Genomic DNA, 21863 nt, shown 5'->3' with positions numbered 1-21863 from the left:
GAAGGAGCCAGGCAAAAACATATTTAAATGAAACCATTCTTCTTTTTCAATAGCCCCTAGCTTTAGCTGGGGGAGGGTAGGTGTGATTGGTTTTTTTTGGGGCTTTAGCCCAATGTTTCATTTATTGAGGCAGATCGGATATGTTTTTATCGGTTAAATTATGGGATAGGTGATATTGTTTAGGTACCCATTTTGCCTTTAATTTTTGGCTAAAGCCAGATGGCTCGATATTGCTTATAAATGGGCTAAAGCCCATTCCTATTGAGTTGTTTTTTGATTAATGTTGAAAACTTTAGGCCTTAATGGTCTATTTAAGTTTTGCTAACAATTGACCATGCAGGGTATCTGGATTTTCATTACTTATTTACTTTAGCATTTAATGTTGCCCTGTTTTTAAGCGGGCACATAAACAAATTGGATGTAATTTGTTAAAGGAAAAGGGTATTTGTACTATCATCTAACAGATTTACTGTCAGGGCTATTGGTACTTGTAACATATTGTCTATATTAGGAGTAAGGTGTTTTTAGAAAATAAAGCACAAAGCATATCTATGGTTCTGCGCAATGCTTACAATTGGTTTAACCGCGCCAATTATCATTGACACAATAAATATTTTTAGATAGTTATTTAGCAAAGTTTTTATTAAAAATAATATCCCAATGAGTTCATTTAGTGCAATAAAACACATGGCCCTTCTCATGGTTGTAAATCTATCCCTTCATAATGCAATTGCACAATCTAAAAAGGCTAGTAATGCATCGCAGCTTAAAATTCTAGAAGTAGTGGAGATTTCTGATAATCAGCTTCAGGTGAATGTTGAATACAATTATACCGGAAAGGCTGGTTCAAATGATACTTTCATTCATGCATTTCCGGTTGAGAGTGGTGGTGGCTCGAATTTTAAAGAGCTAGAGATTGAAAAAATACCGCTGAAATCCGGAATTAACCAGGTGGGTCTACTTATTACAAAACGTCCAAATACGAAGGCATTCACTAGTGAAAGCATCAAGGTCTGCATGATGGCATCAAGGAATTTGATATTGTGTGAAGTATATTCGTTTGAAAAATCATGGCTAAATTTTGACCTGCCGGTAAAGGTTCTCTCATTTTCTTCAAGCGAAAACAAAGTTAACAAGGGCGATTCTGTTAAGATATCCTGGCAAACGGAGAATGCATCAAAGGTTATGTTGGGGGAGCATGGTTCAGAGAAATTCCAGCAGGTAAGAAAATCGGGAAGTATAAATGTTATGGTAGACAAGACCACGACCTATACGCTAATGGTATCGCCTCTTGCTGTAAAAGGGGAGCCGGTGAAGTTGGAGACCAAATCACTTACCATAAATGTCTCTATCGATCCTGTGATTGGCAGGTTCACTTCAAATCGAAGTACCATTCGCAGAGGACAAAGCAGTAAATTGTCATGGGAGGTGTATGAAGCAGAGGAGATCAGCTTAAATGGTGAAGCGGTAACCGCTTTTGGAGATAAAATAGTATCCCCAATAAGAACAATGAAGTACACCTTAGAAGCCCGAAAAGGGGAATTAGTAATCAGCGAAGATTATGTTGTTATGGTGACTCCTTTTGGTGCGCCTGTTTTGAGCAATCCTTTCTCGAGTATAGAATTGTGTAGAAGTGTAGATGAAAGTGGAGAAAGCTATCGATGTATTTCTTCTGATGGCCCATTCACCTCAAATGATAAAATATATGCCATTGTGCGCGTTCAAAACCTATCGAAAGCAGCCCATAATTTAAAGCTGACCACGTACAACAGTTTTGATGGAGAGGAATGGATAGAAGTGCACCAAGAAAACAGGAGTTTGCCCAAACGAGATACAGACGGATACCTCGAGTTTAAACTTGAAGTAGAAAATACGGGCGAAGGCAAGAAGAAACTCTCCTTTATTTTAGATGGGAACAATACTACTAATAGCGAGATTGCCTATTGCATTGATTGTTCCCGAATGTGGGAATAAGGTGTCTGGAATTTTAGGACTATCTTTTTATCAACCTTGTCAACCTCCTTATTTCCCCTAAAGAGGCGATTAATACTAACCAAATCAGGAAGTTTTTTTCAATTGATTTCTGTATTTTTGACTTTAAATTCTTTCCGTTCCTATGCGAAATTTTGGTTCCGATTTGTTAGATTGCCTTTGGCTGATCAAAGGTAATGGCTCTTTTGTCACCACTCACTCAGCCCCTTTTGTATTTCCCGGTCTTTCAGTATTAGGACAGGGAGAAATTGCTTATCCCATCAACGAACTACAGGCCAATGCATTGATTCAGGCCGCAGAAAAAGCACCTTTCGGTAAAGGTAACCAAACCATTATTGATGATACCGTGCGGAGTGCCTGGGAGATTGAGGCTGAAAAACTGCAGTTTATTGGGCATCAATGGGATAAATTTTTGCTAAATGCACTGAACACCATCAAACCAAAGTTGGGTATTGAAGATTTTGAGGTAGAAGCCAGTCTTTATAAAATGCTGCTTTACGAAAAAGGGGATTTCTTTCTTTCCCACAGGGACACTGAAAAGGAGAAAGGGATGTTTGGAACATTGATTATTGGGCTGCCCTCAAAACATAGTGGTGGTGAACTCTTGGTCCGTTTTGACGGAGAAGAACAAAGTGTGAATTTCGCAGAGGAGGCAGGAAACTCCCGGATACCCTATGTAGCGTTTTATGCAGATTGCGAACACGAAATCAAACCGCTGACAGAAGGCTATCGGGTATGTCTTGTATATAACCTAATCCAAAAAACATCTGCAAAGGCAATTCGCCTGGAACCGCTTTCAGAACATGTAACGAAATTAGCCACCATTTTAAAGGCAGGTGCAGGTAATCGGGCTTTTTCTCCTGGAATTGTTTTGCTGGGACACCAATACACACCTGAAAACTTTTCACAGAACCAGTTAAAACTGAACGACCGTGCAAGGGCGCAGGCACTGGTCCGGGCGGCAGCTGATGCAGGGTATTATGCCAAAATGTGCCTGGTCACTTCTCAATTATCCGGAATTCCGGCTTATGATGGATATGGTTGGGATGAAACACCGGATGATAATGTGGAAATGGGTGAAGTGTATGACGGCATTGTCTCTATTGAGCATTGGGTAGAGGAGGGCCCACCTCCCCTTAGGAGTATCGAAGTGGATGAGGACGAATTGCTGGCCACTTTTAAGCTGAATGATGGGGATCCGGTAGAAAAGGAAAACACGGGTTACATGGGAAATTATGGGCCCGACCTGATGCACTGGTACCATTATGGGGCAGTAGTTTTTTGGCCCAAAGAATACCAAGAGGAGATGTTGCTGAGGGAGGATATACCCAATCAGCTAGAATGGGTTGGGTATTACAATACAAAAAGGAAACATCTCTCCGGGAAAGAAACAGCGATCTGCGAGTCAATCCTGAAAGGTGTCCTAAATGCGCAAGGTACAGCGCCTAAAGCCCAATACCATGTTATTGCTGATTGGGTTACAGGATCCAGGGATGAAACTACCTTTAAAACCTTGGGCTATCCCTTACTTAAACGTTACTTTCAACAAATCCAACCAGATTATTGGGTAAAGCTCGTAGCAACATATCCTTCCAGGCATTTCGAGCTACTATTCAAACAGATTGGTCAACAAGGGAATGTATCCCATTTGCACCACCTTCTGGAAATTCTGATGGAACTGACAAACATATCCAATAGTAACAATCTTCCAGCCTCCCAAATGGAGGCTTTACCCGAATATTTCTCTAACGCTGCTCAACGGCAGGAAAAGCCTCTGGTGAATGGCACAGCCCTGACAATTCTATTAAATATTGAAAAATTGCTGCCCCAGCATAAAGAATGGGTTGATCGGATGGTTGCACTACTTTGCGAAAATAACGAAAGAAAATACATCAATGAAGTTCTTATGCCGGTGGTCCTTAATCCGGAATTGGACACCAGCTTTTCTAAAGCCCTTCTTTCCTTTACAAAAGAGAATTTACAATATCGGGTCGACAACAAACCACAACCACCTTCCAATTGGTCACGGCCAGTACCTAAAAAACAAAAAAACCTGAGAATCTGGAAGTTGCTGGAGTCTTTTCTAGAATCTCCTGTTGAGCAGGTGTTTGATTTCCGCAAAAATCAAGAGGAAAGAACGAAAATGGAAGATGCTATCGCAGATGCTACGGTTGACCTTCGAACAGAAACCATACGGAAAGGCTCCCCACATACACTGCGCCTGATCAAAACGGAAGATGCATATGAAAAACAGATCAGGGAATGGTATGAAGATGTTGTATTATTGGAGCAGGTCAAGAAAATGGTGAATTAAACGATCCACCGAAATTTACCGATTATATTCCGAATTGTTTAGAAAAATAGTCGGACGGGTATAACTGATCAATAAAATAATTCAGGGTATTATTTGGAGGAACCCATTTCACTTTTAATTTTTGGCTAAAGCCAGGTGATACAATATTTCCCTATAATGGGTTGAAGCCCATTCCTATTGAATTTATTTCTTTTATCAATTGGCTTACTGGCACCTAAGTCCTGTGGGAGAAGTTGGTATCACGTATTCGTTACCCTATGGCTTCGACTCCGCTCAGCCGCCGGGGGTACGGAAGGAGCCAGGCAAAGATGCTTAAAAATGATACCATCCTTCTTTATCAATAGCCCCTAGCTTCAGCTGGGGGATGGTATGGATTTTCTCTTCTCTGTGGCTTTAGCCAAATCATAATACCAGAAATGACTCCAAAAAACTATGCGAAGGGGAGGATGTTTGCTTCATTGATGAAAGTTGAAAACTTTCGGCATTATGGGGCTAAGTTACGCTTCGCTACACTTCGACCAGTTAGGGACCAGTCAGAGGCTTTGCTGAGAGTTGAAAAGTTTCTGCATCATGAGCTATTTAAACTTAGCTAATCATAGGCCAGACAAGTGATTTTAACTTATTTATATCAATGCCGCTAAAAAAATTTGCCTACAAATTTATTATAAAACATTTTTTTACATTTAAAATACAAAAAAGTTGGTTTAAAAATAATTTAATTGTTAGTTTTGCTTTCTGTTACTTTTTCAGCAAATAGATTTGATAGTGTCTGATTGGTGTGGGCTTTAATTAAGATGTGAATATTACTTAAGCGTAGGAGGTAGCAAAAGGTAGGAATGAGTGAAGTATAAGGAATTGTAGCTGTTGGTTCTTTTTATGAATAAAGTAGCTGGATTTTTTGACTTTTAAAAGCGTGTTATTTTAAATAATTTTTAACAAAAATATTAAGAAAATGAAAGTAAAATTTTACCTGGTGGCATTGATTATTTTGGCACTAAATCTTGACTTGCTTGCACAAGAGAAAACGATAAACGTGGAAATTACAGATCCTACTTCAAGAGGACTGTTAACTGGTACAATTGGCGTCATAGGTACGGCAGAAGATGGATATTTTTTATTGCGAGCCATTTCCAAAGGTTTTTCATTATATGGTGTTGGTGTTGGTACCAAAGGGGTGTTGGTTGTTGAAAAATTTAGCAAAGACTATGTACTGGAAAAAAGTAGGAAAATAGAGGACATTCCAATGACTGTCATGAATAAGGCCAATGACAAAAGCTTTGAGTTTTTTTACCAAGACAAAAGTAAGGGAATTTGGTTGTTTTATTCAGATGAATCCGATGATAAAAACCGTTTGTTCAGGAAAAAGCTGGACCAGGAAACCTTGGCTTTTGGAAAGCCGATTATGGTTTCCGAACAGCCCATCCTAGACAAAAAGCTGGACAGAAGATCAAGCTATAGTATTGTCCCTTCTGAGGACAATAGCAAATTTGCTGTTTTCTCCTTTGTAGGCAGTAGGAGCAATGAGGGGTCTGAAGCATATGTTGAGGTTTTCGATGCCTCGATGAACTCCGAATGGAAAATGAATACTAGTATACCTGAATTCCAAAAGGGAGGGCAGGACACGAAATTATATGGTATTATAAAATCCTTAAATAGCAATGGTAATGTTCGCCTTTCTAATGAAGGGGTGTTTAATATGTTGAGTAAGGTGGATATAGTAAAAGGGGGCAATGAATTTATGCACTTCATGTATTCATTTTATAGGGGAATTGATGACCCCGTTATTAATTATTTGAAAAACACAGACAAATACCTCTTGAGAATGTCACTGGTTCAGGACAAGAACAAAGATGTTAGACTGGTTGGTTATTATTCCAATGATAAAAAACTTAGGCAAATTGATGGGATGTTTGTTCAGAGTTTGAACCCATTTACCTTGGCAATAGACAATGAAAAATTCATTCCATTTTCGGATGAAAATAAAGTGGATTTTCTATACCAAAGTGAGGATTACTTAACAGGTAAAGACAAACGAAAAGTTGAAAAGGGGAAGGAGATGGAGGTTCCTTCCAATACTTACATCAAGTCGATATTTGTCAATGATGACAATAGTATTACGTTGTCTTCAGAGTATTATCAGGCCTATACCTATAATGGTAAACTGTATCATGTTAATGAAGATTTCCAATTTACCAATATCTCAGAAAATGGTGAGATCAATTGGATACAAAATTTCAACAAACGCCAAAAAGACATTACTCTGCATACGAATGGGATTTACCAAATGTATGAAAATGGCACCATTTATTTTATTTACAATGAGCCCCTAAAGAAAGAAATTCATGTAGGTCATATAAATAGTGACGGGGAAATAAGTTCTAAAACCGTATTGAAATCTAGAAAAGGTGGTGAATTGAAGAGTTTTTGGTTGGTTCCTGGTACCATATCAAGAGTAGGAGATAACACCTATGTAGGAGTAGCTGCCAAATTTTTTAAAGAGAGACTGGTGAAAATAGAAATTGAGTGATTTTTCGGGCAAAAGTTTAGGAATGGTTATATTGGTAAGGACAACAAACCATTAGCAACAATGCCACTTGAAAGACATCTACTCAAAGAAACATTAAATCAATACGTTGAGGCGATATTTCACTTAACGGATTTTATGCCTGACCATTCTATTGAAAGAGTGGTTCCCACAGGGCATGTATTTATAATTTTTGAGTTGGATTGCTTTCAAAGAAAAACTTATGACAATGCTACTTTAGAACCTATCGCCACATATAAGGAAGTTTGGGTGTCGGGTATGCAAAAAAATTACATTTCAATTTCAGCTCACCAACATTCAGAATTGTTTGTGATCCAGTTTAAACCTTTTGGAGGCTATCCATTTTTCCACCTTCCTATGCAGGACTTGAATGATATGGTCATTAATGCTGAGGAATTGTTTGGAGAAGAAATACTTAATTTAAGAGAGCAAATCTTTAATGGAAAAACGTCTGAAGAAAAGTTTCAAAGCGCAGAAAATTGGCTACTAGAAAGATTTCGTCAGGATAAAACCCCTCCGGTAGACTTATTGAACGTTTTGGAAAAACTACACAATGAGCCTGTGGAGCATTATTTGAAGATAATTGAGGGCTACCCAAAAACCCAAAAACACCTGATAGACCAATTCAAAAAGTATGTGGGTTTGACCCCTAAATATTATCAACGCATGCTTCGCTTTAATGAAATTTTGCAGCAAATTTTTAAATCTAAAAAAATCGAATGGGCTCAGATAGCCTACCAGTTTGAATACACAGACCAATCGCATTTTATTAAGGAATTCAAGCATTTTTCAGGAATCAATCCGCAGAAATTTATTCAATACGGTTTTCAAGAAGCTACCAATTTTTTTCCTTTGAATAAGAAAGGTTAATTTTTTACTATTTCAGGATTTCAAATACCAGTAGTATTGTAAAGAACAAAAAACACAATACGTTATGGATATGTTATCAGCCTTGGAAAACATCAATTGGTTATCGGTCATTGTGGCTTCAATATCATCCTTCTTGGTAGGAGGGATTTGGTATGGCCCATTATTTGGTAAACCCTGGAGGCATGCCTTTGGATTTACAGAGACGGATTTGAATACTAGAAATATGCCTAAAGTATTCTCTTTATCTCTTTTACTGGCTTTTATTGCCGCCTTAAATCTCGCCTTGTTTATTGGAGCGAATGCCGACATGGCTTATGGTTTGATGGCAGGATTCATGACAGGTTTAGGCTGGGTAGCCACCCTTTTGGGGATATTGTATTTATTTGAAAATCGATCCTTCAAAGCATTTTTAATCAATGCTGGCTATTGTATTGTGGCTCTTACCTTGATGGGAGGAATTCTAGGGGCTTGGTGAAATTAGGCTGAATTTATTTTTTTTTTCTGACGGTAATGCCTTAGGTGGTAAGCGGTGTTTTCTATTTGCTGGACTTGATATTGTAGGATTGTTCAAATTTCCCGATCAAGACACTTATTGGAGAAGAACTTTAATTAGGTTAATTTTAGATGTATTTCACTCAAGCTCAGTGATTTCATATTCTATTAAAATTTTACCCAATAACCTTATGAGAATTAGCTCTTTTCTGTTGACCATAACCATTATATTTTGCTATAATTCCAGTATTGCCCAAAATGGAGGTACAAAGGTTGCACTTGAGCCAAGCCAAAGTGTTTTTTATATAAAAGAAGTACTAAAAGATGGTAAGGGAGATTTTGATCCTTGGAATACTGAGCGTTGGGTGGATTGGTACAATAATAAGGGAGAGTTAATTCGGCAGTTTGATGTAAATACTTCCGTTAAATTCAAATTAAGGAATACTCCGTGGTTAGTGAAAATTAGCGATAGGTTTACCAATAAATCATTGTTCACCATTTCTAAACAAGGAATTTTTATGGATGGGAATGGTCTGATTATGGATTTAAAAACCAAAGAACAAGGTCTTCCTCTTGAGGAATTGTATGCCCTAAAGAAAGCGCCTTGGACAGAAGGAAGCGAACTTCGGGGCATATTTTATCACCTTCCGGAAGTAGCGGGGATCCAACCTACACAAATAAAGAACTTTTCTTTTATGGGATGGAAGCGGGGCATTAAAATCAATGGAACTGGCGATCAGGAGCAACATCGTTTGATTGTTGAAAATTGTGTGTTTGCCAGAAACCGTGTTGGCTTTTATACCAATGGGTACAATACGCTTCTTAAGAACTGCCAGCTCTTTGAGAATGGCTATGGGGCCATTTATTCGGGAAGCCGAAGTCGCCGCAATCAATTTATTGGGAATACATTTCGGGACAATACTTTGAGTCAAAATCAACATTCCTATGGGGATTTTATCGGAGACACTTTTTTTGACAGTGAAATTAGCAACAATAAGTTTGTAAAATCCCAAATACAAGCAGCACAGCGACGAATTGGCATTTCCATGTTTAGAAACATGGGGGAAAGCAATAACCTTAGGGAGCAGATGCCTCACAATAATATTATCCGTGACAATCATTTTGATGGCTATTCTGTAGCCATTCACATTGGGTCAAGAATGGGTAGAGACACAAGAAATGACATTACAGATGAGGGCCGGGATTATGCTTTTTATAACCTAATAGATAGCAATACCATTGAAAATTCCACTATAGGAATTAAAATCAACACCGAAGGAAACACGATTAGCCACAATTCTTTTTCCAATGTCAAAGAAGAGATTGTCTTGCAATGTGTATTTTTCGAGCTTGAAAATACAACGATCAATCATCAGAAAGGCAATGAGGTGAAACTCTGGTATGTTTCGGAAGATTATACAGCCTATGCAGATTGGTTTAAATTCCAAGATGATTTGAATGGCAGTATCAAAGCGGAGGAAAAAATAATTACGGTTTTTTCTCAGGTAAATGCTCCGATTTTCCCTGAAAATCAAGGTGGAAAATTCCAACTTAATCCGGCAGTTTCCAATTCCGAAAATTTATTGGCAGGTTATCGAATGGGAGCTCCTATTGCCACTGGGATAGGAGAATTTAGTTTGGATTTACCGGGGAAAGAATTGGTCGCCATTTATGATCGTCCGATTTCTCGTATCGACAATAAAGACTATTACAGCATCCTTTTTTTCGACGATAAAGGTACGGAAATCAACAGGTGTGGGAGATCTGAGGTCAAATGGAAAGAGATCGCTGTGGGGTATTTTACCAAAAATAAAGGAGAAATGGAAGTGGCTGCTGTTCCTGCAGAATCGATCAAAGGCAAATACCCGGTGTTTATTTTTGACCGTGGCTTCAAAACACCAAAGGAAATCTTTTACAAGGACAACGAAAATCCTGACATTACCATTGAAACGAATATAAATCAGGAGCTTCAGGTGAATTTTCAATAAGCCAGCACCGAGCTTGTTTCTTAAATAAGCATTTTATAAATGCCTCTAAAATGGGGCTTTTCAGTCATGGTTATCTCTTTTTTAAAAAGTAAAAATAGCTTTAATTCACTTTGAGTATAACAATCGTTGTGAGTTCGAAATAAAGTAATTTAAAATCAAACTAGACGGTATCTAGATTCATCCGTGAGGGTTTCAAAGCTCCTGCTTAACCAACCAAATCATCATTTGGCTGCAAATCAATGAGTATTACTTCTGGAGAGTACTTTAACGTATATTAACGTTGTATAACACATGTCTGAGTTGTATAACTCAAGTATACGTTATATATTTGATTTATGAAAGAATTGACACAAAGAGAGTTGGCAGTATTGGAGATTCTTTGGAAGATAGAAAAAGGTTTTGTAAATGATGTCCTTGAGAATTTTCCAGAACCCAAGCCACCGTATACCACTGTATCTTCAATTATTAGAATTTTGGAAACCAAAGGCTACGTGAAACACAAGGCATTTGGAAAGACTCATGAGTACAGGCCTTCCATTTCTAAGGTTAAATACAAAAAGGGATTGTTGAAAAATATAGTGTCTCATTTTTTTGAGGGTTCTTTTGATAATGTGGTTTCATTTATGGCTAAAGAAAATGAACTCACAGACAAAGAAATTACCGAAATCTCAACCCTTATTGAAAAGTTTAAAAGCAAGGAAAATGAATAGCTGGTTTGTTTACTTGGCAGAAGTTACCATATGTCAGCTCCTGTTTGGGCTGCTTTACGTGGGTGTCTTTCGTAACCTTCCTTTTTTTCAAGCCAATAGAGTATTGATATTGTCAGCTACTATTCTAAGTTTTATTGTTCCAGTATTAACAATTCCAATCTGGAATGCACCTGTCCTTAACAACTCATATTCCATTTTTGAGAGGGTTCAACAATTAGAATTGGCTCTTGTCCCTGACAGTACAATGCCAATTCCTGCTAGCTCCATTAATTTCAATTGGTGGATGATCGTTTTAAGTATAGTTTATCTGATTGGATTTACCTACCGATTTTGGAAACTCCTTGGTGGCATTTTAATGCTTGTGAAACTTATCCAAAAAAATAAATCCGTCGAGGAGAACGGTACCCAAGTCATTCATTTAAATAGTGGCCCTTCATTCTTTTCTTTCTTGAATTATATTTTCATCAATACAAACCAAGTAAATATTTCAGAAGAAGAATTTTCTCAGGTAATCGAACACGAAAGAACACACATTGCTCAGCGCCACACGCTCGATAACCTCTTAATGGAAGTGTCTATTTTAATATGTTGGTTTAACCCCATTTTAAGGTTCCTTAAAAAGGAGCTTAATAATGTCCATGAGTTTTATGCAGATGCAAAAGCGGCTGCATTTAATGGAAGTACTGAAAGTTATTCCAAGCTTATATTAAAACTAGCTTCAAACAAAAGGAGCAATTTATTAACACATCAATTTTCAATGAACACTTTTAAAAAACGAATCATTATGCTAAATGAAACAAAACACAGTAAGCGTATTGCTTTGCGGTACATTCTGGTAGCGCCATGTCTAATGCTATTATTGGCAGCATTCTCCTTTGTTCCAAAGAATTCCGGATCACAGGAAAACCTTGCGCCCAAAGGTACTCCTTATATTATTGGAAATATTTCTTGGGAAGGGAATTCACTTTACTCCGATGATTATTTGTCAGGGTATTTAGGCCTTAAAAAAGGGGATATGTTCAATGAAGAAGGAATTAATCAAAGTCTTTCCTATCGGCCAGAAGGGCGTGATCTAGGTTCTTTATTTATGGATCGAGGTTACCTTTACTTCACTGTAGAAATGAAAAAAGAAATCATAGGAAATAAAGTTGACATTACTTTTGACATTTTTGAGGGTAAGGTTTCAGTTATTGATAATGTTTCAATTAGTGGAAACAAAAAGGTGCCAACTGAGCAAATCCTAAAAATGGTAGATACTGTGAAGGGTGAACTTTTTAGCAGGAGTAAATTGGCGTCTTCTCAAAAGAGAATCAATGAATCAGGTCTCTTTAAGGAACAAAAGCTTATTCCTAATATTGTCCCTAATCCAAGCGAAGGAACGGTCGATATTGAATTTAAAGTGGTAGAGCTTTAACGAGTACCAGTAGCCACAGCCACTCCCATCAACTATCCCTTTACCGCTTTTTTTTGGGATCAGGGAGTGGCTATTTTTACCATTGACTACAATTAAAAGAAAAAAATATCGATAATGATTTTTTAGCTTTCACCTTGAGATATATTTTTTCTTAGCTCTCTTGCTAAAATTCTTTAATAAATTACTATTTTGTAATTGACAATGAGCAGCTAACCGATTTTTCCCTTGAAATGCTTTTTAAGACTGATTAATGAGGGAAGTATTATTTAATCACTTCGATTCATTCTCCAAATAGGATTAATTTGGTTGATTGTCTCGGCTTCTGATTTAAATATTCACTTCTTGAATGTTTACCATTAGGGTTCGTTTAAAAACAAATCCGTAAAAAAAGTGTTAGGAATACTATTTAATCGGTTGAATGAGCAAAGGCTCAAATGGAATTTGTATTAGATTGTAAAATAATAAACCTTTTCAAAAATGGAAAATAACAAAAACCCAAAATCATTAGAGGACGATAGTAAATGCCCACACCATCCCAATCAAGACGAAGGTGTAACCATTGCTGAAGGCAATGATCAATCGTCTTCAAATGGCAGTTCGGCTGGTAAATGTCCGGTGATGCATGGAGGAAATACCTCTACCAAAGCATCCGTAATGAGCTGGTGGCCCAATGCACTTAACCTTGATATTTTGCATCAGCATGATGTAAAAACAAACCCTTTAGGTCAAGATTTTGATTACCATGAAGAACTAAAAAAATTAGATGTTGAGGCTTTAAAAAAGGATATGCATGCCTTGATGACGGACAGTCAAGATTGGTGGCCCGCAGATTGGGGACATTATGGAGGATTATTTATTCGTATGTCTTGGCACTCGGCTGGATCCTATAGAATATCTGATGGTCGTGGTGGTGGAGGCGCAGGAAACTTACGTTTTGCCCCTTTGAATTCCTGGCCTGACAATGTGAGTTTAGACAAAGCCAAAAGACTGCTTTGGCCCATCAAGAAAAAATATGGGAATAAAGTCAGTTGGGCTGATTTAATTATTTTAGCAGGAACCATAGCCTATGAAAGCATGGGCTTAAAGACCTTTGGTTTTTCTTTTGGTAGAGAAGACATCTGGCATCCTGAAAAAGACACTTACTGGGGAGCAGAAAAAGAATGGTTGGCTCCAAGTGATGAACGATATGACAATGTGGAAGACCCTTCCACCATGGAAAATCCCTTAGCCGCAGTACAAATGGGGCTAATTTATGTGAACCCGGAGGGAGTTAATGGAAAACAAGATCCATTAAAAACAGCTGCACATATTCGTGAAACCTTTGCGCGGATGGCAATGAATGATGAAGAAACGGCTGCTTTAACAGCTGGAGGACATACTGTAGGAAAAACACACGGCAATGGTGATGCCAGTATTTTAGGTGCGGCACCTGAAGCTTCGGAAATAGAAGATCAAGGAATGGGTTGGCGAAATCCTAATAAAACAGGCAAAGGTCGCTATGCAGTAACAAGTGGGCTTGAAGGTGCCTGGACCACGAATCCAACAAAATGGGACAATGGGTTTTTCGAGATGTTGTTCAATCATGAATGGGAGCCACGCCAAAGTCCTGCCGGAGCATGGCAGTGGGAACCTGTGAGCATCAAAGAGGAAGACAGACCGGTAGATGTGGAAGATCCTTCGATCCGACATAATCCAATGATGACGGATGCAGATATGGCCATGAAAGTGGATCCTATTTACAAAGAGATTTGCATGAAATTCATGAACGACCATGAATACTTCTCCGAAACTTTCGCAAGGGCCTGGTTTAAATTAACGCATAGAGATATGGGGCCGAAGGTAAGGTATTTTGGCCCTGATGTACCTGGTGAAGATTTAATCTGGCAAGACCCGATCCCCGCCGGAACTTCAGATTATGATGTAAGTGCAGTTAAAGAAAAAATTGCTTCGGCCGGTTTATCTGTAGGAGAAATGGTGGCCACTGCATGGGACAGTGCACGCACCTTTCGAGATTCTGATAAGCGCGGAGGAGCCAATGGAGCCAGAATTCGCTTAGCTCCTCAAAAAGATTGGGAAGGTAATGAACCAGAGCGTTTAGCAAAGGTGTTGGCTGTTCTTGAGCCTATCGCTTCTGAATATGGAATCAGTATAGCTGACACCATTGTATTAGCGGGAAACTTGGGCGTGGAAAAAGCTGCTAAATCAGCTGGTTTTGACATTTCAGTTCCATTCTCCACAGGACGTGGTGACGCAACTGATGAAATGACCGATGCAGACTCCTTTGAGCCTTTGGAACCATTAGCAGATGGGTATCGGAATTATAGCAAAAATGATTACGTAGTCAGTTCAGAAGAACTAATGCTCGATCGTACACAGCTTATGGGTTTGACTGCGCCTGAAATGACCGTGCTTGTTGGAGGCATGAGGATGCTAGGAACAAATTATGGCAATACGAAACATGGTGTTTTTACAGCCAATGAGGGTGCCTTGACCAACGATTTCTTTGTTAACCTAACGGATATGGACAACGAATGGAAACCTAAGAGTGAAGGGCTGTATGATATCTGCGACCGTAAGTCTGGCGAGGTAAAATGGACTGCTACCCGAATGGATTTGGTTTTTGGTTCCAATTCTATCCTGCGATCCTATGCTGAAGTATACGCGCAAAACGACAACAAAGAGAAATTTGTAAATGATTTTGTAAAGGCTTGGACAAAGGTAATGAATGCGGATAGGTTTGATTTGAATTAAAGCCCAGGATACTGCGTGAAAAATATAGGCGGTTTCGGTTATTTATCGAAGCCGCTTTTCATTGTTATTGTTCATAAGCCTTAACTATCTCAGGAATTGATTTTGAATGTATTAGATAAATTGCTGATTTTTTTATGGAGAAATTCACCCTTTACTCAGGCCATATTTTCAATAGTAGTTTATAATTGAATGATGGAAGGATTATTCAATTATAATTAAAGTTTTAGCACTTTGTAATGAGGTTTTCGAGTTTTGTCTTTAATGTTTTAAAATTATTATCCAGTTAATTCATAACTTTGATTGGTCTTCAATACCACGCTAATAATTTAGCTGAATCCTTCATTAATGTTTGGAGTTTGACCTGGAGAAATATTACATTTTTAAACGAGGTATTATTAATAATTTAAAATAATAAACCCTTATTCATATATGACGGATGTTTTGAAAAGAAACAATATAAATGTCTTTGGCGAAGGAACCAAAGTATTGTTGTTTGCCCATGGTTTCGGGTGTGATCAGAATGCCTGGAAGTACATGGTAAATTTTTTCACCAAAGAGTATAAGCTAATTTTATTTGATTATGTGGGAGCTGGGAAATCAGATTTAGCTACTTATGATTCCCGAAAATATTCATCATTGGATGGCTATGCAAATGATATAACTGAGATTTGTGATGCCTTGGAATTAAGAAATGCAATATTTATAGGACACTCAGTTAGTTGTATAATAGGAGCTTTGGTGTCCATTAAAAGACCAGATGTTTTTGAAAAACTTGTTTTCATAGGTCCTTCGCCATGTTATATAAGTAAAGGAGATTACAAAGGCGGTTTTGACCAAGAAACAATTGATGCCTTAATGGAGGTTATGGAAGAAGACTATATAAGTTGGGCCAGATCTATAGCTCCGAACATAATGGATTCCCAAAACGGGAAGGAACTTACCAGTGAATTGGCTGATGGTTTTTGTTCTATTGATCCTGAAATAGCGAAGCAGTTTGCCAGGGTGACTTTTTTGTCAGACAATAGGCAAGACCTTCCTTTAATTCCAGTTAATAGCCTAACCATTCAATGTTCAGATGACATGATAGCACCTGTGTCCGTGGGACAATACATCCACAAGAATGTTCCAAATAATACCTTAAAAATAATAGATGCCAAAGGCCATTGTCCACATATGAGCCATCCAAAAGATACGGCGCATGCCATTAGAAATTTTTTGGAAAAAGAGTTAAGTAGTTGATTAAAATGGGATAATTCGTATCTTCAGAGATTATCTAAAATAAATTAATATGGCACCGGATAAAGAGGAAGAGAATAAACAAAGTAAACGCAAACTAACTCCTGAACTCTATGATATGTATGCGCCACCGGTTTATGGTAAAATTCTAAGTATAGTGCACAAAGGCCCGATTGCAGGAAAAGTACTTGAAAAGGTTTTTGTATCCGCTTACTCAAATAATCCTACATTTCCCTTGCGAAGCCCCCTAATGTCTTTGGTTGACATAGCCCATGAAAAGAGCAAAAAAACAATCAAAGCACTTACTATTTTCAATGAATGTTGTTCAGGTAAGAGTATTGGTATTAAAGACAAAAATAAAACTACCTAATTGTCTATTTCTATGGCTAAATCGCAACATTGATTTAAATGGATCCTAAGACTTTAGTAAAATGACTTAGAGTAGCTAACACTGGTAGAGATTTATTAGTATTGATCCTAAAAAAAAGGACAATACTGCGAAAATCGTGGTGTGCTCATTGTTATTATCAGGGGATGGCCTCCTAAATTTATCAATTTTTACGGGTGAAACAATAAATATTTGATTCCAGCCCCTGAGGCTATTATTTTTGTATCTCGGGAGTCTCAATGGTGAGTACAACCGAAAGTGTTAATTTGAGCTACATTATTTCCGCTAACATTATTATTGTTATGAAAAATAAATTATTTGAATCTTAGACGTAATTGAGAGTCTTTTGAGTCCTTTTTATCTCAATGGCAAATAATACATCGTATAATTGCCGGCATTTTTTCTCATATCTAATTTTATTTTTGGTTGGATATTTCAATTATTAAGGTTTTATTCAACCCTATGCATTAAAAGGCCAATGAATTTTATAACTTTAAAACTTTTGATCAGCCATCATGGTTTTAAAGTGTATAATGATTGTATTCTTACAGACGTTCTTTAGCCTAAAGTATTTAATTCACTAGTTTTGGATTTATGAAAGTATTAATTATAGAGGATGACCCAACTTTGAGTAAGAATATAAGTGATGCACTGAGAGCTGAAAATTTGAATACTGAATGTGTTTATGAGGGACGATTGGCAGAAAGAATATTGAAAAAACACAATTTCGATTGTATTGTAATGGATATCAATCTACCTGGGAAAAATGGATTTGATCTATGTAAGGACTTTAGGCAATACAATACTTCTACTCCGGTTATTATGCTAACTGCATTTGGTGAATTAGAGGACAAGATACATGGTTTTGATTGCGGAGCAGATGACTACCTTACCAAGCCCTTTTACATGAGAGAGCTTATTTTAAGAGTAAAATCTCTCTTCAAAAGGTTTAAAGGCAATGATTTAACTTCTGAAAATAGCTCTCATTTATCCGCAGATGACATTACTCTGATCGACAGTCAAAAAAAAGTTTTCAGGCAAGGAAAGGAAATAAGTTTAACTCCCAGGGAATATCAAGTTCTCCGAAGATTAATAGAAAAAAAAGGTGAAATTGTATCAAAAGCTGATCTGATTAAAGAAATTTGGGGTAATTCTTTTGATGCAAATACAAATACTATAGAGGTATACGTGAATTTTTTAAGAAATAAGTTGGACAAACCTTTCGATAAAAAAACGATAAAAACCAAGGTGGGATACGGATACTATCTCGATCTAAAATGAAAATAAGGAATAAGATATTAATTTATTTTTCAACTACTGTAGTTTTCGTGACAGCCGTTTCACTTGTCCTTATTTATGTATTGTTCTATGAATACAGGGAAGAAGAATTTCAACAACACCAGAATGAAAAAATTCACACAACCATTAAACTGATTGAAAATTTTAAACAGCAAAGCGCAACCATTTCTTTTCTGATTGACCAGCAGGATATTAATGATTTTTATGATGAGAAGTTACTTGTCTATGACTCGAACAAAAGCCTTATTTTTGCCAGTTTAGATAGTTTGGATATTAGTAAAGCAGAAAGTATTCTCAATCAACTTTCTCCTAGTCAAAAATGGGTAGAAACCAAAGAAGAAAATTATGACCTAATCGGTGTTTATGTAGTAACAAGCGATGGAGATTATTATGCTGTTAGTAAGGCATTTGATGCCTTTGGCTACACCAAAATTGCTTTTTTAAGGATAGTTCTAATCGGGATTTTTTTATTTATAACAGTGGTAGTGATTCTGATTTCCTGGTTTTTATCCAGTAATATTTCCAAACCAATTACTGAACTTACAGAAAATCTGAAAAAATATGAGGCTGGCAAGGAAAAATTTGGTGAGTTGGCAATAGAAACATCCTCCTATGAGTTGACACAATTAACGCGAATATTTAATGAGTTGTTGAAAAGGACTAATGAAGCGTTTCTATTTCAAAAGCACACGATCCATCACATTTCACATCAGCTGAAAACGCCTATTTCAGTTTTGGTTTCCGAACTTGAAAGGATAAATAACTATGATAAAATTGAAGAAGTTAAGCCTAAAATTGAAAGTCAAATAGTAAAAGCAAAATCGTTAGGTAGTATTATTAATGTGTTGCTTGAAATTTCAAAAATTGAATCTGGACAAGAAATAAATAAACAAGAATTGCGTATTGACGAAATGTTCTTTGATATTATTGAAGAACTTAAGGTTATTTATCCAGGTTTTAATTTTGAAGTAAATTATACCCATCATGAAGTAAATGAAAACAAACTTATCATTTCAATGAATCAAACATTAATCAGTCAGGCTATACAAAACTTACTGGTTAACTGTGTAACCTACAGTGACAATTCAAAAGCTGAAATATTGATTGATTGTTCCGAAGAAAATCAATTGAAAATTCAAATAATAAACTCAGGCAAACCAATTACCCTAAAAGAACAAGATTACCTATTTGATCACTTTTTCAGAGGCGAGAATAGTGTAGGTAAAATGGGCCAGGGTCTCGGGCTTATCCTTACTAAGAAAATTATGGAACTTCATTCTTCCACAATTACTTATTCAAACACAGCCCATAACATTAACATTTTTACACTAAACTTTATTTTAAGCTAAATTTTATCCACCTTAAGGTCATTTTAAGGTTGTTGTGCTGACTTTTGCATCTTAATTACTAGATGTACTATAATGGAAATTATTAGGTCAGGAAAATTCATTCTCATTCTTTTATCATTGCCCTTTCTCACAAAGGCACAGGACACCCTAAATTTAAGTCGGGAACAGGCTGAAGCTGTTTTTCTAAAAGAAAACCTAATACTTATTGCGGAACGCTTGGAAATCCCAAAAGCCGAGGCGATGGTATTGCAAGCTAAATTATGGCCCAATCCGACAATTGAAATCAGTGAGGTCAATTTATGGGCTACACAATCTCAAATTGAACATGCTGGCGCGGATGGTTTTTTACCGCCATTTTATTCGAATGGGGATTTTGGCAGAAACCAGCAATTTGGAGTTCAAATTGAGCAACTCATTCTTACCGCAGGAAAACGCAAAAAACTTTTGGAATTGGAGCAGGTAACAGCGGACCAATCCATACAATATTTCGAAGATTTGTTGCGGAATCTTAAAATTGAACTTCGAAATCGACTGACTAACTTACAATATTTGCAATTCAGTAGAGCGGTCTATCAAACTCAAATTACCTCAATAGGTCAACTCACACAAGCCTATAAAAAGCAAGTAGGGCAAGGAAACATTCCTAAAGGCGAATACATTAGGCTTAAGGCCCTCGAGTTGGAAATTGCTCAACATATCAATGAATTAAATACAGAGGTAAATGAGGTACAAAAGGAATTGAAATTATTGATGGGATTACCAGCCCCCACACAATTGAAAATTACTGAGGATGGTTATTTATTAGATGTTCAGCAGTTCGAGGAGATAGTTTTTGGTGATTTAATTGATCTGGCAAGGGAAAACCGTGCAGATTTTAAAATAGCTGAATTGAATGTAGCATACAATACCAGATTAAAAGCTTATGAGGAGGCCAAACGAATTCCTGATATCGCACTTGGTGTAAATTATGATAGAGGAGGAAATTTCATTAAGGATTTCGTAGGCTTTGGATTGACGATGGATTTGCCTTTTTTTAACCGGAATCAGGGAAACATCAAAGCAGCAAAAATAGGGATTGAGCAATCCCGAATTCATGTCCACCATAAAGATTTGAGTATAGAAAATGAAGTTTCACTTGCCTATAAAAATCTTTATGCCGCCATTCAGTTTCTCGATCAAATAGAAGCAGGGTATGAGATGGAATTGGATAGTTTACTCACAAGCTACACTAATAACTATATCAGTCGAAACATCAGATTGCTAGAATACCTTGATTTTCTTGAGGCTTATTTGGTGAATAAAGAGATCATTCTGGAAGCGGCAAAAAATGCACTTGAGAAAGCAGAAGAGCTAAACTACACTGTTGGAACAGATTTGATTAAATAAAATATTTAAAAAAAATGAATACCATGAGAATACAGATGAAGCTGATTTGCTACCTATTTGGGGCATTCCTTCTCGGCAGTTGCCAAAAATCTAATGAAGAAAAGGCAACTCCAAAAAACAAACATTACTGTTTAGACGAAGCTTTCAAATCAAAAATTGAATTGGAAAAACCTAAAAATCAAAATGTAACTGTCAGTATACCGCTTACAGGTGTGATAGAGCCCAATCCGAACAAGGTCATCCATTTTAGAAGCTTGGTTTCTGGGATAATATCCAATACTTTTTTTTCCTTGGGTGATATCGTTTCCAAAGGGCAAGTGCTTGCAGAATTGCGGAGTACCGATCTGTCTGAATTACAATCCCGGTCAAAAATAGTTTCTTCTCAATTGATAGTTGCTGAGAGAGAATTGCAATCTGTCCAATCAATGTTTGACGATGGTATTGCTTCTCAAAAAGATTTACTTGTAGCTCATAGTGAACAGGATGCTTTAAAAGCTGAATTGGAAAGGATAAATGCCAATCTAAGTTTGTACAGTGCAAGTTTGGAAAAAGGAGTATTTCAAATTAAGTCTCCTACAGCAGGGATAGTTACTGGTAAATCCATCGCGGCAGGTAACCAAATTTCAACCGATGGAGAATCCTTGTTTACCATATCTGACTTGGATGAAGTATGGGTAATGGTAAATGTTTATGCTGCCAATGTGAAGAATATACAAAAAGGGATGAAGGTAAACATTAAAACACTTTCCTATCCTGATGAATTTTTTAACGGGGAAATCGAAGCTATATCACCTATCCTTGACACGGAAGCTAGGGTATTAAAAGCAAGAGTGGTTTTAAAAAACACTGATTATAAGCTAAAGCCAGGAATGATCGTAGATGTAATAGCTTTAAAGGATTTAAAAACCGAGGCTTTGTCCATTTCTACTTCTGCTTTGGTTTTTGACAACAACCAAAATTTTGTTGTCATCCATAATAGCGACTGCGAAATTGAAATAAGGCAGGTAAATATTCTTTCCAATAGTAGGAATAAAACATTTCTTTCAAAAGGAATAAATGATGATGAAATTATCATCTCAAAAAATCATTTACTGATATACGAGCAAATTAAAAACTTCCAAAACTAATT

The 21863-nt window shown here is 37.0% G+C and carries 15 protein-coding genes; all 15 read left to right on the top strand.

The annotated features are described in order from the left end of the window. Window positions 1-660 precede the first annotated feature (660 nt). The 15 genes from AAC073_RS02395 to AAC073_RS02325 all read left to right on the top strand — a co-directional run bounded on the left by AAC073_RS02395 (window position 661) and on the right by AAC073_RS02325 (window position 21861). The gene (locus tag AAC073_RS02395; protein WP_339922232.1) at window positions 661-1974 is read left to right on the top strand and encodes a hypothetical protein; all 1314 of its coding nucleotides are present in this window, start codon (window positions 661-663) and stop codon (window positions 1972-1974) included. A gap of 142 nt (window positions 1975-2116) precedes the next feature. Further along, the gene (locus AAC073_RS02390; RefSeq protein WP_339922231.1) at window positions 2117-4306 is read left to right on the top strand and encodes a 2OG-Fe(II) oxygenase; all 2190 of its coding nucleotides are present in this window, start codon (window positions 2117-2119) and stop codon (window positions 4304-4306) included. 952 nt (window positions 4307-5258) lie between these two features. Beyond that, window positions 5259-6833, top strand: a complete 1575-nt coding sequence (locus AAC073_RS02385; RefSeq protein WP_339922230.1) for a hypothetical protein — start codon at window positions 5259-5261, stop codon at window positions 6831-6833. Window positions 6834-6893: 60 nt separating this feature from the next. After that, window positions 6894-7721, top strand: coding sequence for a helix-turn-helix domain-containing protein (locus AAC073_RS02380; RefSeq protein ID WP_339922229.1), 828 nt, complete (start codon window positions 6894-6896; stop codon window positions 7719-7721). A gap of 64 nt (window positions 7722-7785) precedes the next feature. Further along, window positions 7786-8196 carry a DUF1761 domain-containing protein gene (locus tag AAC073_RS02375; RefSeq protein ID WP_339922228.1) on the top strand — a complete coding sequence of 137 codons (411 nt, stop codon included), beginning with the start codon at window positions 7786-7788 and terminating at the stop codon, window positions 8194-8196. Window positions 8197-8404: 208 nt separating this feature from the next. Continuing rightward, window positions 8405-10201 (top strand): hypothetical protein, encoded by a 1797-nt coding sequence (locus AAC073_RS02370; protein WP_339922227.1) that lies wholly within the window; start codon window positions 8405-8407, stop codon window positions 10199-10201. Window positions 10202-10536: 335 nt separating this feature from the next. After that, window positions 10537-10911: a BlaI/MecI/CopY family transcriptional regulator gene (locus AAC073_RS02365; protein ID WP_339922226.1), complete on the top strand. Its 375-nt coding sequence runs from the start codon at window positions 10537-10539 to the stop codon at window positions 10909-10911. Beyond that, the gene (locus AAC073_RS02360) at window positions 10904-12325 is read left to right on the top strand and encodes a POTRA domain-containing protein (protein ID WP_339922225.1); all 1422 of its coding nucleotides are present in this window, start codon (window positions 10904-10906) and stop codon (window positions 12323-12325) included. Before AAC073_RS02365 ends, AAC073_RS02360 begins: the two co-directional genes overlap by 8 nt. A gap of 477 nt (window positions 12326-12802) precedes the next feature. Beyond that, window positions 12803-15076: a catalase/peroxidase HPI gene (gene katG, locus AAC073_RS02355; protein ID WP_339922224.1), complete on the top strand. Its 2274-nt coding sequence runs from the start codon at window positions 12803-12805 to the stop codon at window positions 15074-15076. A gap of 429 nt (window positions 15077-15505) precedes the next feature. After that, window positions 15506-16315 carry an alpha/beta hydrolase gene (locus AAC073_RS02350; RefSeq protein ID WP_339922223.1) on the top strand — a complete coding sequence of 270 codons (810 nt, stop codon included), beginning with the start codon at window positions 15506-15508 and terminating at the stop codon, window positions 16313-16315. Between the two features lie 49 nt (window positions 16316-16364). Then, window positions 16365-16682, top strand: coding sequence for a hypothetical protein (locus tag AAC073_RS02345; RefSeq protein WP_339922222.1), 318 nt, complete (start codon window positions 16365-16367; stop codon window positions 16680-16682). Window positions 16683-17294: 612 nt separating this feature from the next. Next, on the top strand, window positions 17295-17981 hold the full coding sequence (locus AAC073_RS02340) for a response regulator transcription factor (protein WP_339922221.1): 687 nt from the start codon (window positions 17295-17297) through the stop codon (window positions 17979-17981). Then, entirely contained in the window at window positions 17978-19348 is a 1371-nt protein-coding gene (locus tag AAC073_RS02335; protein ID WP_339922220.1) for a HAMP domain-containing sensor histidine kinase, read from the top strand. Before AAC073_RS02340 ends, AAC073_RS02335 begins: the two co-directional genes overlap by 4 nt. Window positions 19349-19420: 72 nt before the next feature. Then, window positions 19421-20734, top strand: coding sequence for a TolC family protein (locus AAC073_RS02330; protein ID WP_339922219.1), 1314 nt, complete (start codon window positions 19421-19423; stop codon window positions 20732-20734). A 14-nt stretch (window positions 20735-20748) separates the two neighbouring features. Further along, window positions 20749-21861 carry an efflux RND transporter periplasmic adaptor subunit gene (locus AAC073_RS02325; protein WP_339922218.1) on the top strand — a complete coding sequence of 371 codons (1113 nt, stop codon included), beginning with the start codon at window positions 20749-20751 and terminating at the stop codon, window positions 21859-21861. Window positions 21862-21863: the final 2 nt, after the last annotated feature.

The organism is uncultured Cyclobacterium sp. (genome assembly GCF_963977555.1).
Taxonomy (GTDB): Bacteria; Bacteroidota; Bacteroidia; order Cytophagales; family Cyclobacteriaceae; genus Cyclobacterium.
The sequence above is the reverse complement of the archived record's forward strand: the minus strand, read 5'-3'. Positions and strand labels throughout refer to the sequence as shown.